The 17,351-nt window shown below is 34.8% G+C and carries 15 protein-coding genes and 1 pseudogene; 5 read left to right on the forward strand and 11 right to left on the reverse strand.

The annotated features are described in order from the left end of the window. Nucleotides 1–45 precede the first annotated feature (45 nt). Complete coding sequence (locus DN392_RS27140) at nucleotides 46–693, reverse strand: response regulator (protein ID WP_000695805.1); 648 nt, start codon at nucleotides 691–693, stop codon at nucleotides 46–48. A gap of 20 nt (nucleotides 694–713) precedes the next feature. Next, nucleotides 714–2,285, reverse strand: coding sequence for a GAF domain-containing sensor histidine kinase (locus DN392_RS27145; protein WP_000488146.1), 1,572 nt, complete (start codon nucleotides 2,283–2,285; stop codon nucleotides 714–716). Between the two features lie 134 nt (nucleotides 2,286–2,419). On the opposite strand from DN392_RS27145, the gene pdxK reads away from it, so the two are divergent. After that, nucleotides 2,420–3,244 carry a pyridoxine/pyridoxal/pyridoxamine kinase gene (gene pdxK / locus DN392_RS27150; RefSeq protein ID WP_048566737.1) on the forward strand — a complete coding sequence of 275 codons (825 nt, stop codon included), beginning with the start codon at nucleotides 2,420–2,422 and terminating at the stop codon, nucleotides 3,242–3,244. A gap of 85 nt (nucleotides 3,245–3,329) precedes the next feature. On the opposite strand, the gene DN392_RS27155 is transcribed toward pdxK, so the two are convergent. The 8 genes from DN392_RS27155 to DN392_RS27195 all read right to left on the reverse strand — a co-directional run bounded on the left by DN392_RS27155 (nucleotide 3,330) and on the right by DN392_RS27195 (nucleotide 12,732). Further along, on the reverse strand, nucleotides 3,330–4,388 hold the full coding sequence (locus DN392_RS27155) for a GGDEF domain-containing protein (protein ID WP_000942853.1): 1,059 nt from the start codon (nucleotides 4,386–4,388) through the stop codon (nucleotides 3,330–3,332). 146 nt (nucleotides 4,389–4,534) lie between these two features. Next, nucleotides 4,535–4,738: a YbdD/YjiX family protein gene (locus DN392_RS27160; protein ID WP_000919820.1), complete on the reverse strand. Its 204-nt coding sequence runs from the start codon at nucleotides 4,736–4,738 to the stop codon at nucleotides 4,535–4,537. After that, nucleotides 4,731–6,806: a carbon starvation protein CstA gene (gene cstA / locus DN392_RS27165; protein ID WP_046958589.1), complete on the reverse strand. Its 2,076-nt coding sequence runs from the start codon at nucleotides 6,804–6,806 to the stop codon at nucleotides 4,731–4,733. The genes DN392_RS27160 and cstA overlap by 8 nt, the downstream gene beginning before the upstream one ends. A 121-nt stretch (nucleotides 6,807–6,927) precedes the next feature. Next, a complete protein-coding gene (locus tag DN392_RS27170) occupies nucleotides 6,928–7,644 on the reverse strand; it encodes a LytR/AlgR family response regulator transcription factor (protein ID WP_000698269.1) in 717 nt (238 codons plus the stop codon). A 268-nt stretch (nucleotides 7,645–7,912) separates the two neighbouring features. Beyond that, the gene (locus tag DN392_RS27175; RefSeq protein WP_000521099.1) at nucleotides 7,913–9,112 is read right to left on the reverse strand and encodes an MFS transporter; all 1,200 of its coding nucleotides are present in this window, start codon (nucleotides 9,110–9,112) and stop codon (nucleotides 7,913–7,915) included. Nucleotides 9,113–9,393: 281 nt separating this feature from the next. After that, nucleotides 9,394–10,134: a WecB/TagA/CpsF family glycosyltransferase gene (locus DN392_RS27185; protein WP_088091870.1), complete on the reverse strand. Its 741-nt coding sequence runs from the start codon at nucleotides 10,132–10,134 to the stop codon at nucleotides 9,394–9,396. Between the two features lie 15 nt (nucleotides 10,135–10,149). Beyond that, a complete protein-coding gene (locus tag DN392_RS27190; RefSeq protein ID WP_088321552.1) occupies nucleotides 10,150–11,250 on the reverse strand; it encodes a glycosyltransferase family 4 protein in 1,101 nt (366 codons plus the stop codon). An 81-nt stretch (nucleotides 11,251–11,331) separates the two neighbouring features. Next, a complete protein-coding gene (locus DN392_RS27195) occupies nucleotides 11,332–12,732 on the reverse strand; it encodes an O-antigen ligase family protein (protein WP_000910731.1) in 1,401 nt (466 codons plus the stop codon). A 271-nt stretch (nucleotides 12,733–13,003) separates the two neighbouring features. Between DN392_RS27195 and DN392_RS27200 the strand changes: the two genes are divergently transcribed. From DN392_RS27200 to DN392_RS31325, 3 genes and pseudogenes are all read left to right on the forward strand, one after another. Next, a complete protein-coding gene (locus DN392_RS27200) occupies nucleotides 13,004–13,636 on the forward strand; it encodes a trimeric intracellular cation channel family protein (protein ID WP_000924369.1) in 633 nt (210 codons plus the stop codon). Nucleotides 13,637–13,877: 241 nt separating this feature from the next. Then, nucleotides 13,878–14,255, forward strand: a pseudogene (locus tag DN392_RS31320) (protoglobin family protein); the annotation flags it as partial. Beyond that, a complete protein-coding gene (locus DN392_RS31325; protein ID WP_370512820.1) occupies nucleotides 14,253–15,059 on the forward strand; it encodes a methyl-accepting chemotaxis protein in 807 nt (268 codons plus the stop codon). The pseudogene DN392_RS31320 and the gene DN392_RS31325, both read left to right, overlap by 3 nt. A 93-nt stretch (nucleotides 15,060–15,152) precedes the next feature. Here DN392_RS31325 and DN392_RS27210 read toward each other — a convergent pair whose 3' ends face one another. Next, nucleotides 15,153–16,466: an ArnT family glycosyltransferase gene (locus DN392_RS27210; protein WP_048566740.1), complete on the reverse strand. Its 1,314-nt coding sequence runs from the start codon at nucleotides 16,464–16,466 to the stop codon at nucleotides 15,153–15,155. A 320-nt stretch (nucleotides 16,467–16,786) separates the two neighbouring features. Between DN392_RS27210 and DN392_RS27215 the strand changes: the two genes are divergently transcribed. Next, nucleotides 16,787–17,299, forward strand: coding sequence for an acyl-CoA thioesterase (locus DN392_RS27215; RefSeq protein ID WP_000412137.1), 513 nt, complete (start codon nucleotides 16,787–16,789; stop codon nucleotides 17,297–17,299). Nucleotides 17,300–17,351 lie beyond the last annotated feature (52 nt).

Consider the following 17,351-nt stretch of genomic DNA (forward strand, 5'->3'; position numbering starts at 1 on the left):
AAAAGTCCACCTTCTAAAGGCGAACTAGGTCTTACGACTTTTGTCTTATACAATTCCATTTTTCACTGCATATAATGCTGCTTGCGTGCGATCAGATAAATTCAACTTACTCAAAATACTACTTACATGCGCTTTTACCGTTTTTTCTGTAATAACTAAAACAGAAGCGATCTCTTTATTACTCATCCCTTTCGCTAATAGCTGCAACACTTCATTTTCTCTCGCCGTTAGCACATCCACTTGAATAGAAGGTTCTTCTTCCTTTTCTTCCACAGGTAATGTTTGAGAGAGAAGAGTATTTGCTATATCTGGATGTAACTGTATATTCCCTTTATACGCACTACGAATTGCCTCAACAAGTTGATCTGGTTCTACATCTTTTAAAATATACCCGCTTGCTCCCGCCCTTAACGCTGGTAAAACATGCGCCTGATCAGAAAAGCTTGTTAATACAATTACTTTCACATCAGAATATTCTTTTTTGATACACGCTGTCGCCTCAACGCCATCCATTTCGGGCATATATAAATCCATTAGTACAACATCAGGATTTGTTTCTCCTACTTTCACTAATGCTTCTTTCCCGTTATTTGCTTCTCCAACTAACTCTAAATCTTCCTGTGTACTTAAGAAAAATGCTAATCCTTTTAAAACGACTGTATGATCATCAACTAATAATACTTTTATTTTCACAAACTTCCCTCATTTTCACATCATAATGGTACATTTATTTTTATACTTGTTCGTTTTTTTTCACTTACAATTTTAATTGTTCCACCAATTAGTTCTACTCTTTCGCGCATCGTTGTCATGCCAAGTGACTTCTTCTCTTTTATGTCCTTTTCTATAAACCCATTACCTTGATCCACTATTTCTAATGATACATTGTTCTCAGTTACTTTAAAATAAATCGTCGCTTCCTTTACACCTGCATGCTTACTCACATTGTTTAGCGCCTCTTGTCCAATGCGCCACAGTGCTTCTTCTACTACACGAGGTAAGTCACGAACACCAGTAACTTGCTCCCTAATCTTCAATCCTAAGTTTTCACCGTACTGCTTTAGAGCAGGTAATAACCCTTTCTCTAATCCTGCCGGACGAAGCTGCCAAATTAATGTCCTCATTTCTTTTAAAGCTCCTTGTGCTAATTCACGCATCTCATGCAAAGATTGATCCACCTTTTCATTTTGACCTTTTAAAACTGCCTCAGCGCCTTTTGTCATAAAGGTTAACGAAAATAGCTTTTGTGAGACTGAGTCATGTAAATCTCTTGCCAACCGATTCCTTTCTTCCATTCGTACAAGTTCACGGCGCTGCTCATTTAATCTTAAATTCTCGATTATTAACGAGACATGATTCGATAGCGCTTGGATTACATCTATTGTGTTAACATCAAATTCTCCATTATTCAAACTAACACATAAAACACCAAATATATGATTTTGAATATGTATTGGTGTAGCAATAACAGCTCTATTTAGATGTACACTATGCCCAATTTGATGTTTTAGTAGCACCGGCTCATCTTGTTCTAACGCCTTCTTTGCCGCTTCTTTTACATCCTCTTGTAACTCTTCCTGACTATAGGACGCTCGCAAAGATAATTCCTTTTCTTCCCTAATAAAAAAAGCCACTTGATTCCATTGAAATACTTCACCTATATGATTTACCACTTTTTCAGGTAATACATTAAATTTATGAATCGTTTTTAAATCTTGAATAAAACGTTCCAATTTCACATAATAATGTGCTCTTCGCTTTTCATTTTCATATAATTTTGTTCGCTTTAAGGCCGTCCCAATTTGGAAAGCAACCGATTGAAGTAATACTAATTCTTCTTCCGAAAAATGCGTTTTACCAGGACTTGCTACATTTAACACACCAAACTTTTCTCCCCCAGCCTTTAAAGGAACCGTAGCATGATGAAGAATGCCTTCTGTATCTCCCCAACTATATTCAATTGCATTATTAATTCTTTTACATTCAATAATATTAACGGCTCTCTCCAATTTCCCATCCACAAAGCCACGTAAACACCAACATTCCCCTTCACACATCGGACGTTTATTTTCATATGTAAGTGCCTCTGGCAACTGGTAATCAATCAACTTCGTATACTTCCCATTTTCATCCGCAAGAAAAATCCATCCTGTCGTTAAACCTGTTACACTAAGCAATTTTTCTAGCACCGCTTGCAATACATGGTATGTATCATTTGATGTATTTAGTGTTTCTGCAATTTCTTTTAATATAACTAATTCATTTGTGCGATTATCTCGAAACATAATCAGTCTCCTACACGCAAAATTTTAAATAGCTCCTAAAATAAATCATCTACTTTTCACTTTGTACTTATTCGTAACATTGATATAATGGTGAAAACATAGTTTTCATTATATCACTTGAGGGGGCTTTCATAATGACATTAAATAAAGCACTTACTATCGCTGGTTCTGATACAAGTGGCGGTGCTGGTATACAAGCAGATTTAAAGACATTCCAAGAACTTGGTGTATACGGAATGACATCTCTTACGACAATCGTAACGATGGATCCACATAACGGTTGGGCACATAACGTATTCCCAATCCCAGCTTCTACATTAAAACCACAATTAGAAACAACAATTGACGGTGTTGGAGTAGATGCTTTAAAAACAGGTATGCTTGGATCAGTAGAAATTATTGAAATGGTTGCAGAAACAATCGAAAAGCATAATTTCAAAAATGTAGTAGTTGATCCTGTTATGGTATGTAAAGGTGCCGATGAAGCATTACATCCTGAAACAAATGACTGCTTACGTGACGTTCTTGTGCCAAAAGCATTAGTTGTAACGCCAAACTTATTTGAAGCTTACCAATTAAGTGGCGTAAAGATTAATTCTCTTGAGGACATGAAAGAAGCAGCGGAGAAAATCCATGCTTTAGGTGCGAAATATGTCCTAATTAAAGGCGGAAGCAAGCTTGGTACAGAAACTGCAATCGACGTCCTATATGATGGAGAAACATTCGATCTTCTAGAATCAGAAAAAATTGATACGACAAATACACACGGCGCAGGTTGTACATATTCTGCTGCTATCACAGCAGAACTTGCAAAAGGAAAATCCGTAAAAGAAGCAGTAAAAACTGCTAAAGAATTTATCACAGCGGCTATCCGCTATTCATTCAAAATTAACGAATACGTGGGCCCAACACATCACGGTGCATATCGTAAATTCGTTGTATCAAAAGAACTTGTCTAACATATGAATAAAAATACCCACAGAGTTCTTACATTGCCTCTGTGGGTATTTTTATGGGGCTTTACATCTTCTGGTCATCTTACCTTTAAGATGCAGAACTGACCTGATTTCTTCCATTTCTTTTAGAGTAATATAATGCATCATCAGCTGCTTGAATAAATTGATTTGGTGATGACTCAAACTCTGAAATCCCTACTGAAACCGTAATTTTTATTTTTGTTCCATCTAACAATTGAAATGAATGTTTTTCAACAGCTGTACGAATTTGCTCCCCCATACAAATCCCATAAGCTATTTCCCTCTTCGGTATCAAAAGTGCAAATTCCTCTCCACCCTTTCGAAAAGTCAAATCCGGAAATGTTGAAATTTCTCTTAAAATACGCCCTACTTGTTTTAATACTTCGTCTCCTGCAGGATGTCCATACGTATCATTTACATGCTTAAAGTGATCAATATCGATAAGTAGTAAACAAAGTGAATCATTTTTCATACGTTTATTACTAATATGACGATTCATCTCTAAATCAAATTGCCTTACGTTTCCTAGACCTGTTAATGCATCTACCGTTGCGTATTGCTTCATCGTTTGAAATAACTCATTAGATTGCAATACGTAATTTGCACTAAAAAACGTGATATATCCTGTAACAATACTAGAAAATAAATATAATCCCACTATGTGGATGTCTTTAATTAACCATATATATAGCGCTGGGATTAGAATAGATAAAATATATGTATGTAACCATGCCCACTTTTCTGCTAAAGAAAGCTTCATACGCGAAATAAAGATACTACCTATCCCTATCGCAATGATTGTATAAAAAGCTACTTGAGAAGCTAATGAATAATCCATAAATAATAATCTAGTTACTAAAATCATACTAACAGCTATAGTACTCGCTATTGGTCCTCCAATTATAACGGCTAGAATGACGGCTAAGTAGCGTAAATCCAATAGGATAGTACCAACATGAACACCGAAATACATTAGTAATATACCTAATATTCCAGTAAAAACACCTACTACACATTTCTGCCAAAAAGAGAACCCTTCTTTTAATGGCTTGTCTCTTAAAAGCTGACCTCCAATAAAAATAAAGGAAAGAATAATTGTTGTGTTTATAAATAGATCCCTTAACATAAAATAATCTCCCTACTTTTCCATCTATCCCTTTCCTTATTTTATTGTATACGAAATCCCTATAATTCCCAAAGCTTTTATTTATTTTTTGCTGTTCCACGTGAAACAGCAAAAAACAAAAAAGGACGAAAGTTCGTCCTTTTTTGTTAACAGCAACGTGATATCTTTCCGCCTTTTGCATTAAACCTAGCTTCTTGCGCCTCAGCAAAAAATTGCTTTTGACATACAACCTCTTCTTCTGGATGATGCTTTTTCATATGCTCTACATATGTTTCATAGCTTGGTACCCCAACGAGTAAACTAATAAAGTGTTTCCTTTTTCCCCATACTTTCCGTAGTCGTTTAAGCATAGTTCCTCGACTCACTTTCATCTCTAGAAATATATGGCGCCTCTTTTAACGGCATCGGCTTATTTCTTAATACTTGAATCCAAATTCGAATTGCAGAAATTAATACAGCGATTACAACTATCATAAAAATCCCACAAAGCGCTGCATCAATATAATCATTGAAAATAATTTGTTTCATTTGAGCGACATTTTTAGCTGGTGCTAACACTTTTCCCTCATCTAATGCTCCCTGAAACACCTTTGCATGAGATAGAAATCCTATTTTAGGGTTTTCATGAAATAGCTTTTGATAACCCGCCGTCATCGTTACAATAAGCAATCCGACAGTTGGAATAAGTGTCACCCAAACATATGCCTTTTTCCCCATTTTGAACAAAATTGTCGTTCCAAGTAATAATGCAATACCTGCTAACATTTGATTTGCAATACCGAAAAGTGGCCATAATGTATTAATTCCACCAAGCGGATCAACTACCCCTTGGTATAAGAAATAACCCCATCCTAATACGCATAACGTTGTAGCTATCACATTCGCTAATGTAGAATCCGTTTTCCCAAATGGCTTATATACATGTCCTAAAATATCTTGAATCATAAATCGGCCTACACGCGTTCCAGCATCAATTGTCGTTAAAATGAATAGAGCTTCAAAAAGGATTGCAAAATGATACCAAAAGGCCATCATGGCTGTTCCACCTATTACTTGTGAGAAAATATACGCCATACCTATCGCTAACGTTGGTGCACCACCTGTGCGTGATAAAATCGTTTGCTCTCCAACGTTTACAGCGAGATCTTTTAGTTCATTTGGTGTAATAGCAAATCCCCATGAGGAAATAACTTGAGCTGCCTGCGAGACATCCGTACCGATAAGTGCTGCGGGACTATTAATCGCAAAATAAGTTCCTGGTGTTAATACACAAGCTGCAATCATCGCCATCGCGGCTACAAATGATTCCATTAACATTGCCCCATAACCGATTGGCTGTGCGTGTCCTTCTTGTTCAATCATCTTTGGTGTCGTACCTGATGAAACGAGAGCATGGAATCCAGACACCGCACCACAAGCAATTGTAATAAATAAGAATGGGAATAAGTTTCCAGAGAAAACAGGACCTGTTCCATCGATAAATTTCGAAACTGCTGGCATTTGTAAATCTGGTGCTACAATTAAAATACCAATTGCTAATCCAACAATTGTTCCGACTTTTAAAAATGTGCTTAAATAATCACGTGGTGCTAAAAGCATCCAAACTGGTAAGGCCGATGCGATAAATCCATATACAATAAGCATAATAGCAATCGTTTCACCGCTAAACGTGAACATGCTTGCAAGCGTTGGATGCTCTGCTACATACTGTCCTCCAATAAGAGACAGTATAAGTAGAATAATTCCGATTACTGACCCTTCTCCAACACGGCCAGGCCTAATGTAGCGCATGTACACTCCCATTAAAATAGCAATAGGAATCGTTGCTGCTATCGTAAACATTCCCCAAGGACTTCCGACAAGCGCCTTTACTACCACTAATGCTAATACCGCTAATAAAATAATCATAATGCCTAAAATGCCTATCATTGCAATAAGCCCTGTAACAGGACCGATCTCATCTTTAATCATTTCTCCTAAAGATTTACCATTCCGTCTCATCGAAGCAAATAAAATTACAAAATCTTGTACAGCTCCAGCGACAACTACCCCAACAATAATCCATATTGTCCCTGGTAAATATCCCATTTGCGCTGCCAAAATCGGTCCTACTAAAGGGCCTGCCCCAGCAATTGCTGCAAAATGGTGCCCAAATAATACCCACTTATTTGTCGGAACATAATCTTTTCCATCGTTTAATGTATGGGCTGGCGTTTGCCTATTATTATCTAAACCAAATACCTTTCTCGCTATAAATCTACTATAAAAGCGGTAAGCAACTGCATACACACATACCGCAGCTACTAAGAGCCACACGGCATTAATAGTTTCACCTTGTGATAAGGCTATTACACCAAAAGCACCTGCGCCTACTGCTGCAATAACTCCCCATAGTAAAATCGACTTCAATGTTTTCACATACAATCCCCCCAATACTATCGCTTAGTGGGATTGTACTAAATTTTCTGAATACTTAATTTGAATCCTCCTTATCATGAAGGATTTTTAGTTTATCATGTTAAAAAATTCGCATTACCTACTATAATTCAATCTTATTTCGAAGTCGTTTCACATAATTACGACTAACTGGAATCGGTTGCTCATCATATTTATCTAAATACAGATTATATGTGCCATTATAATAAGGTTTTAGTTCTTGTACATATGACATATTAATTAAATAACTTTTATGCACACGTAAAAAATCATATACATTTAGCTTATTTTCCAGCTCCTGAAGTGTATATGTTGAAATATACTGATTATTCGTTGTATAAATTGAAACCGTTTTGTTTTCCTTATTTTTGCTTACATATACAATATCTTCAGGGAAAATATACCGAATTCCCTCTTGACCTTCTATCGGTAGTTTTCGCAAATAACTCTTTGCTTTCTCGCCTTGCTCTTTACACATTCTATATAAAAGGAATTGCAAATCTTCCTCACGAAATGGGCGTAGTAAATAATAAAATGCTTGAAAACGAAATGCCGTAATCGACTCTTCTATATCTTCACCCATAAAAATCAATTTCGTATAACAATTTACTTCCCGTAATAAACTCGCATATTCAAAACCAGTTCCATCTAGTAATTTTGAATTCAAGAAAACAAAATCTGGTGTATGCTTTTTCATGATAAATAATGATTCTGCTCCCGTATTCGCTTCAAAACATTCTACATTCCTTATATTTTCAGTAAATTTTTCAGCTAAACTTCTTCGCTCTTCTGCTTCTTCCATGATCAGTAAAATTTTCATTTCTTCAACCACCTAATTCTTTTGTCCATACGTCTTGTTGTATACATTCGCTTTTATAAGAAACATTCCCTTTTTCTTACTATACCATTATTTATCTAAAAAAACAGAAAAAAGGAAACCACGACGGTTCCCCTGCCCTTTTATTCCATTATTTGTAGGAAGTAACACTCACTGAATGCGAAGAAATGAGTGTTACTTCCCCAAAGACACAATTGGTGCTGGCTAATAATCAGCGAGGGATAAATCCCTCACCGATTAAACTTTCACCTTATACTAATTCTCGTTGCTTCGTTTCTTGCCCAAGTACAATTACAGCAACTACGCCAATTAAAATTGATCCACAGAAAATCGTAAATATTAGTGATAGTGAAGCCTGTGAAGCAACTAAATATCCTACTAATAGCGGCCCAAGAATACCACCAATACGACCGAATGCTGCCGCCATCCCTGCACCTGTACCACGAATAACCGTTGGATACTGTTCCGGTGTATAAGCGTATAATGCACCCCAAGCACCTAAATTAAAGAAGGATAGTAACATGCCTGCTACGATTAATACCGTTAATGACTCCGCCACTCCAAACAAATAAGCACTACATGCTGTACCGATTAAATACGTAACTAAAACGAACTTACGACCAAGTCGTTCAATAAACCAAGCGGCCGTGAAATATCCTGGCAATTGAGCTAACGTCATAATAAGTACGTACTGGAAACTTTTTATTAAACTAAATCCTTTTAATACCATCACACTAGGTAACCAAAGGAACATCCCATAGTACGAAAAGACAACAGAAAACCATAGAATCCATAACATAATTGTTGCCTTACGATATTCCCCAGACCAAACTGACTTTACATTTTCGATAACAGATGGTCTTTTTTCAGCCTTTTGAAATCTCGGAGAATCCGGTAAATTCCATCTTAAATATAAAGCATATAATGCCGGAACCGCGCTCAATACCATTGCAACTTCCCAACCATATTTCGGAATAACAAAATACGAGATAAGGGCTGCAATTAGCCATCCACCTGCCCAAAAGCTTTCTAATAGCACAACTATTTTGCCACGTTCATGCGCTTCAACGCTCTCTGATACTAATGTAGACGCAACTGGAAGCTCTCCGCCAAGCCCCATACCAATTAAAAATCGTAAAACAAGGAACATCGCAAGTGTCGTCGTTAAAGCAGTTAAACCACTACCGATAGAAAATAGTAATAATGTAATAATAAAGACTGATTTCCGCCCTATTTTATCTGATAGTATTCCAAAAACGAGTGCTCCGACTGCCATACCAATCGAATTAATGCTGCCTATCCAGCCCATTTCTTGCGTACTTAATCCCCAATCTTTTTGCAGTGCTACCATTACAAATGAAAGCATACCAACATCCATTGCATCAAATAGCCATCCAAGCCCTGCTATACCAAGTAGCTTTCTCTTCGAAATTTCCTTCACCTTGCCCACAAGAAGTCCTCCTTACACAGCTGTCTTTACACATCATTTTACATGTGTGAATTGCATAAGTAAAATACTTTTGTGTAAAAAATTCTCCTTCATCATTCCCAAAAAATAAAATACTTATCCCGCCTCAAAATTCAGCTGGAGCGAAAGAGTTAGATTGAAGATCAACTGCCAGTAAATGTCCGATTGGTTAAGACTAACAATCAGTAGGAGATGAACAAAACCTCACTGATTAAAGTTGCATTTTATTAAAAATGGCCAAATAAAAAAGTAGCGAGATTTCGCTACTTTTTTGAACGCATTACTTCTTTTAAAAATTCCGCTAATACTAACTGACGACGCCAGCGTGTTGGATTACTACATAACCTGTAAAACCACTCTAAATGAATCGCTTGAATCCACTTTGGTGCGCGTTTTACCTCTCCCGCCCATACGTCTAAACTTCCACCTACTCCAACAGCCATTTTCGTTTCTAAACGATGCTTATTGTTTTGGATAAAGTTCTCTTGTCTTGGGAAACCAAGTGCAACAAGTAATAGATCTGGTTTTGCTTCTTGAATACGAGAAATGATATTTTCTTCGTCCTCTTGTTTAAAATACCCATCTTGTATACCCACAATAGATACCGCTGAATACGTCTTCGTTAAATGATCTGCTGCAGCTTGTACAACATGTGGTTTTGCACCAAGTAAGAAAACAGATACCGGTTTATTCTCTTGTGATAGCTTCGCAAATAAATTACACATTAAATCAAAACCTGCTACACGCTCTTTTACAGGTGTACCAAGCATACCACTTGCTTTTACAACTCCAATACCATCAGGTGTAATTAAATCTGTATTTAATAATGTTTTATGGAAATTTTCATCCTTTTTTGCACACATAACAATTTCAGGATTCGCTGTTACTACCTGAAAAGTATGCGTTCGCTCCAATTCTAGTTGCCCCTTCAAATATTGGACCGTTTCATCCATTGTCATTGTAGAAAAAGGAACACCTAGAATATCAACCGTTTTTACTTCCATGATTAACTATCCTCTCTATTTCAGTAAAAGTTTTTTATATGCATTATAAGTATCTTCATACAAATTTTTTAGGGAGAACTGAGTAGATGCATGATTATATAAACGATTTCCCATCGCTTCTAATTCACCATTCAACCATTTTTCGTAAGAATTTTCTAATGCGCTTGCTAACGAGTCTACATCACCAATTGGTACAATCCAGCCATACGTATCATCAACTATTAACTTTTTCATATCACCTACATTTGTTGCAATAGAGGTTAAGCGTTGATTTGCCGCTTCTAATAAAACGAGAGGGAAACTTTCGCTATAAGAGGTTAACAAATTAATGTGTGCAGATGCATATAATTCTTTGGAATCTGTACGAAAACCTAGAAACATCACCTTATCCTCTAAGCCCTTTTGTTTTACCATCTCTTTTAATTCTGCTTCTATGGGCCCATCACCAAGCAAGAGCACCTTTATATTTGGAATTTTAATTTTTTGTAACGCTTCAAATAAAATATCATGACCTTTAACAGGATGAAGACGCGCTACTTGAATGGCTGTAAATACTCCTTCATCGATGCCAAATTCACTCTTATCATACGGTTTTGCCGGAGTATTATCATACTCAATTCCATTATAAACCGTACAGATTTTCTCTTCTGGTACACCTAGTTTTATTATGTTTCTCTTAAAGTTCTCCGTAATTGCAAAGAACAAATCTACCTTCCTGAAAGAACGTAAATTTAACTTCGTAAATACCCATCCTTTTAATCCCCTCTTCATAAAATCCAAAGTTGGATCACTGTGGACAGTCATTATCCATTTCGCTTTTATACCTTTTTTCAAGAGGGAGAGATAGAAATTTGCTCGTGCGCCATGTGTATGCACAATGTCAAATTGATTTTCATTAATAAATGATTTTATTCTTGAAAGAATGGATAGGTCGTACCGAGATGATTGAGTAAAAACATGCACTTGAATACCAAGGTCTCTCGCTTCTCTAGCAATCGCACCTTCTTCAAATACCATTAATTCCACTTCTCTCTTCGGAAACTGAGATAAAAGTGAAATAATATGTGTTTTTCCTCCGCCCTCTTCTGCACCAGCATTTATATGTAACACTTTCATTCCCTATTTCCTCCACACTTTTTTATTTTTACTTACTATAACAAAAATAAAAGCTAACATGTGCTAGCTTTTATTTTTTAATCATTCAATTTCCAAATCAACAAGTAGGTATGCGCTAATAAGGGCTAAATAAAAACTTACACCCGGTGCCATTAAAACATGACCAGCTATAAATGAAATACCTAGGGCTAAACCTATTCCGGTCATTACTAATACATATTTCACAGTGAATAATTGTTTAAATTTAGTCAATACAAGTCTAATAATTTTAAGTCCAAAGTATACAAAAGGTAGTAAAAGTAACCCAAGTCCACCAATTCCAAATGAATAGAACCAATCATGGAAATCTCGTTCAATTAATTTGGGCTCACCTTTATAATTACCTGAATAACCCATACCTAATATTTTTTGAGAAAGAGGAGCTTTTTCATAGTACTCTTTATACTGCTGTTCAAATAATTCCCTGCCACTAAAGATAATAGCCTGTGTTTCCTCTTTCTGTTCTTTTTCAATTTCAATTTCTTTCTCTTTTTCCGTCTCAATAACGTGAGGTTTATGTTCTTTCAATTCTTCTACTTGTTTCGCATTTTCTTCCTTCTTCTCATTTTGTTGCTTCTCAATTACTTGAAAATGTAGCCCCATATTTTTCATAAATGGTGAGAAAGGAGTGTATGCCATTACCCCTAGAAAAACAGTCATTGCAATCATACCATTTAATACATATGCATTTTTCTTTGTATCTTTACGTTGCATAAATGCCTGAATAAAACACATGATGAACGCAATAATCATTGTAGCAAAAATCGCTCCAAATCCAACCTTTGTACCAACAGCAAACAATGAAAAAATAATCAAAATAGAAGGAATCCAGCAATATATTTTAGACATACTAGTTGTTTTTTCAATAGAATATAAAACAACTATTGGACAAATAATCGCCAGAATTGAACCTAATTCATTCCCTGCATAAAACCATCCACGTGAACCAACCTTTAACCAATCATAACTGTTATAATCTGTTCCTGTTACAACTGAAACTACCATTACTATATTTATAATTAATGCTGCATAGGCAATATTGTTTCGCATTTTAAAATGCCTATTTTCTTTAAGTGATTTAAAGACCAAAATATAGCAAGTAAACATGATAAACGGATATAAAGATTTCGCTATAAACTTAATCTCTTCCCCTAATACGATAGGATCCTTAACCAATTTATTATTAATTAGTCCTATAGTGAAAAAAGCACCCATTCCAATTATATACAGCAAGTACTTAAGATTCCCTCTTTTCCTAGCTTGGAATACAATGTATATTCCTCCTAGGCCCATGACAAATAGACGCGTAAGAATTCCAATGGTTGTATCAATTTTTAAAACCATTATACAAAATGCCGTGAGTAAATCTAGAATTGGCTGTAACATTATAAAAATCAGTAAGAAATTTTCAAATTTACTACTTATACTGTTTTCCTTTAACATTTAAAGCCTCCATAACTATTACATAATTTCAACCTATAAAATAAACATTTTTTATCCATCTCAAATGTTTATTATAGCATAACCTTATTGTTAAACTATCCGATTTATATACCAATTTTTATAATAGAAAAGGTAATAAATTTGTATTTTCAAACGCTTTCTTTCCTAATTTATTCTTTTTTTTTACACGTAAAGAAAATACATTGTTATTTCCAAAACTTTAGTGTATATTTTTTCTCTGGAACATCTTTATAAGGAAGGAATTAGAGCCATGTTATTAATCGATATATTTACGTTTCTTGGCATTATCGCCGCTGCCATTTCTGGTACATTAGTTGGTTTAAAAAAAGATTTAGATTTATTCGGTGTCCTTTGTTTAGCTGTAGCTACTGCGCTCGGCGGCGGTATTATTCGTGATATTATGATTGGTAACCTGCCTCCTGTCGCATTTGTAAAACCCATTTACTTTTTCGTAAGCGTATTATCAGCATTATTTACTTGTATGTTTTTTGAACGCATCAATAAACTTCAAGTCGTTATTATGCTTTCTGATGCTGTTGGCTTAGGTGTTTTTACAGCTATTGGTGCAAATGCAGCAATGTCACATCACGTTGACGCCTCATTTTTAGTAGTTTCAATGGGAGTCATTACAGGTATTGGAGGCGGTATTTTGCGTGACATTTGCGCTCAAGATATCCCTTACGTATTCCGAAAAGAAATTTACGCAATCGCTTCTATCTTAGGAGCAATTAGCTTCCTAATCACACATGCAATGGGCGCGCACGTATTAGCTTTCTATGTTTGTTTATTAGTAACATTCATTATTCGTGTCGTCACTGTAATATATAATGTACATTTCCCTGTTTTCTTTAAAACACATGCTAAAATTAATAAAGGTCATTAAGAGAATTCTACATAGAATTCTCTTAATTTATATACAATTCCATATACTGTAGAGTAATTTTATATAACAATATATAATTACATTAGAATACAAAATTGAAAACGCTTTACAAACAGGGGGAAGAATGATGCTTGGGGTTTTTAAAAAAATTAAAACAAACACCAGTATAATTGAGTTAAGTAAAGGCCAACAAATAATATTTAATGTGCCTGCTAATTCTGAACTAAAAACTCAAATGGATATGCTACATATTTCGAAGGAAGATTTACAAATTGTAAAAGTATTACAGCCGTTTATTTATGAGGAAATAGATTGGATCACTGAAAAATTCTACACCAACATCACAAAACAACCTAATTTAATTGCCGTTATTGAACGCTACAGCTCTATTCCCAAATTAAAACAAACGTTAAAAACACATATTAAAGAATTGTTTAGCGGTAATATGTATGAAGATTTTATTGAACAACGTGCTAAAATTGCAAGAAGACATGTACAAATTGGTTTACATAGAAAATGGTATACTGCAGCCTATCAAGAATTATTCCGTTCCGTCATGAAGATTTTGCAAACTAAAATTTCAACAATAGAGGATTTTTCTTATTCTATAAATGTAATAAACAAATTATTTACATTAGAACAAGAACTTGTTATTGCGGCTTATGAATCCGAATATGAAAGAATTCAAAAAGAACATGAAAAAGAAAAAGAACTGACAGCTATGACGATTACACATATTGCAACAGAACTAGCAGCAGTATCTGAAAAAACAAGTTCTTCTATTCAACAGTTAACATCTAAATCAGAAAATATTGTAGGAATTGCAAAAACAGGTACATCATTAGCCACAACATCAGAAGAAAAGGCTAATAAAGGAAAGGAACAATTAAATCTGCAAAACAAACGTATGGAAAGCATTCAAACAAATATGGAAACTATCATTACTGATACTCGTGAACTTCTCGATATTTCTAATAAAATTAACGAAATCATTGATATCGTAAAATCAATCGCTGAGCAAACAAATTTACTAGCATTAAATGCTGCTATTGAATCTGCACGTGCTGGTGAATTCGGTAAAGGTTTTTCAGTCGTAGCGGGAGAAATTCGAAAGTTATCAGAGCAAACGAAAGAATCTATCTACAACGTTACAAAGCTCGTTGAAAAAACTAATAAACAAATTATCCACGTCTCTTCCTCCGTAGAACAAATTAGCTCTCTCGTATCTGAAGGGACAGATAGTATGCATGCGACAGATCAATATTTCCAAGAAATCGTAAAAGATATGTCTAACTCTAAAGACCAGAATAAAAAAATTGAAAATGAATTAGAAGTTATTTCACAGGTAATGAAGAGTATTCAAGACGACTCCTCAAAAATGGCCTTAACAGCGGATAGTTTGCAGCTAGAACTAAACCGATAAAGCAAACAAATATAAGGGTGGAGATTCTTCATCTCTCCTTTGTATGAACTCTAATCATCCATCTACAAAAAAAGAATCCAAAATGGATTCTTTTTATTTTCTGAAAAATATTTTTTGACAATATACATAACTCATATAGACACCAAAGCTGTGTAAAATAAACAATGCCGGTACAATCATATTGTAATATGCCATATGTACTTGGAAAAGTCTTAACAACACATATCCACTAATTAACAGTAAGAACAACACATATCCTTCGTTTTGTTGTGTCTTAATAAGAAAATATAATAAAGCTACAGTCATAAATAACGTTACCACTACATATATAAGTTTTTCATATTTAAATAGAATAGAATTTATCCCCTCATCTGAAAACTGATTCATTACTGGTTTTAGCAGTTTAAATCTTTCACTCTCAATCTCTTTTAACTTTTGATCAATATGTTCTATTACAGTTTGATTTTCCGGTATTTTTTCCTCTTTTTGATTTTTACCGATTAAAACCGATTGAACATACGTCTCATTCGAAATCGTATATTGTGACATTCCCATTGTCTTAATTCCGTAATTCACACCAAAATGAGTACTATAAAATAAAATAAGTATCCCTATCATCTTTAAAAATACTCTTTTTTTCGTTGCTGATTGAAAGAATTCAATTAATAGCACATACACAGCGATAAAAATAGGGAGGAATAACCCCATTGGGAAAATCATATTGCTAAATGCAAATAAAATTGCCGAAAACACCCACATATAAGGATGCTCTAAGCCTTTATGTAGAAGTATGTAACAAGCAAAATAAAATAGGAATATTGCGAGTGATTCCTGCGTTAATAAAGAACTCATAAATATATTTGGAATATATAAAGCGTAGAACACAGACGCAATTCGACCACATTCTTTCCCAAAAATCATCGCTGCAATACGATAAATGAAAAATGCGGTTCCTGTACAGAACAGAACATTAAATAACTGTAAAACAAATACCGTATCACCAAATATACGAATAACAATCGATTCATAAATAATAAAAGGTAACTGCATTACATTCTCTATATTATTACCAATTGCAATCTGCTTTGCAGCCTCATACATAGCTTTCATATCACCGATTACTGGAACGTCTACAAATAGAACCACACTAAGTCTCACAATTGTAGATATACTTATAAGAAAAATAAGAAATTGTTTATCTGTAAAACGATATTGTAAAATTGATGCCGCTAACAAGATGAGGATAATGAAAATTGCCAATACAATTGTCACACTTGTATTACTTCCTCCCAAAAGTTGCTTGCTTGCTTCAAACGCTGACCAACAACTATAAACAAAAAATGCGAGCATCGCACCGATCATTATTTTACTGAAGAAAAATGAAAAATTTGTTTTTATATGATTCATATGTCCATTGCACCTCTATTTCCATTCATAACACAACGATTCTATCATGAATAGGCACACAGCTGATAGGGAATTTATATGACAAATATGTATTCTTCACTTTTCACTTGCAATGTAAGCGAATCCTCTTTTACACTACACTTTAGACAAAATAAATTTTCTTTCAGTTGCATGAATATACTTGCAGAAGTATTCTTTCCTCTCTATCCATAACTTTTACTCATTTGAATATCTGGTAAAATCCAATAGGAACTAACACTCCTTTTATGTCATAAAGAACATGTCACTCTGATTGAAAACGTAACCTAGGGGCTGATTATATGGAAAAGAAATTTATGAGAGAATCAAAAGCAATTAAAACAACACGTGTTTTCCCAAACGATTTGAACAATCATCAAACTTTATTCGGTGGAAAATTATTAGCGGAAATTGATAGTATTGCTTCTATTGCAGCTGCCAGACATAGCCGAAAACATTGCGTTACAGCATCTATTGATTCTGTTAATTTTTTAACACCAATTCAACAAGCTGATTCTGTTTGTTACGAAGCGTTTGTTTGTTATACTGGTAAATCATCTATGGAAGTATTTGTGAAGGTTATCGCAGAAAGCTTATTATTAGGAGAACGTCGCATCGCTGCTACTTGCTTTATTACATTCGTAGCTCTAAAAGATGGGAAACCTTCTTCCGTTCCGCAAGTACTGCCAGAAACTGAAGAAGAACATTGGTTGCACAAAACTGGTCTAGAACGTGCAGAAGATCGAAAAAAAGGACGTCTAAAAAGTAAAGAAATGGCTGAAGTACTAACTTTAAATAAACCTTGGAGCGTATAAAAAGCAATTTCCTTCTGAGCGAATATGTAGTATATATATTCGCTCATTGCTT

It is taken from the genome of Bacillus sp. BB51/4 (assembly GCF_008368845.1).
Lineage (GTDB): Bacteria > Bacillota > Bacilli > Bacillales > Bacillaceae_G > Bacillus_A > Bacillus_A wiedmannii.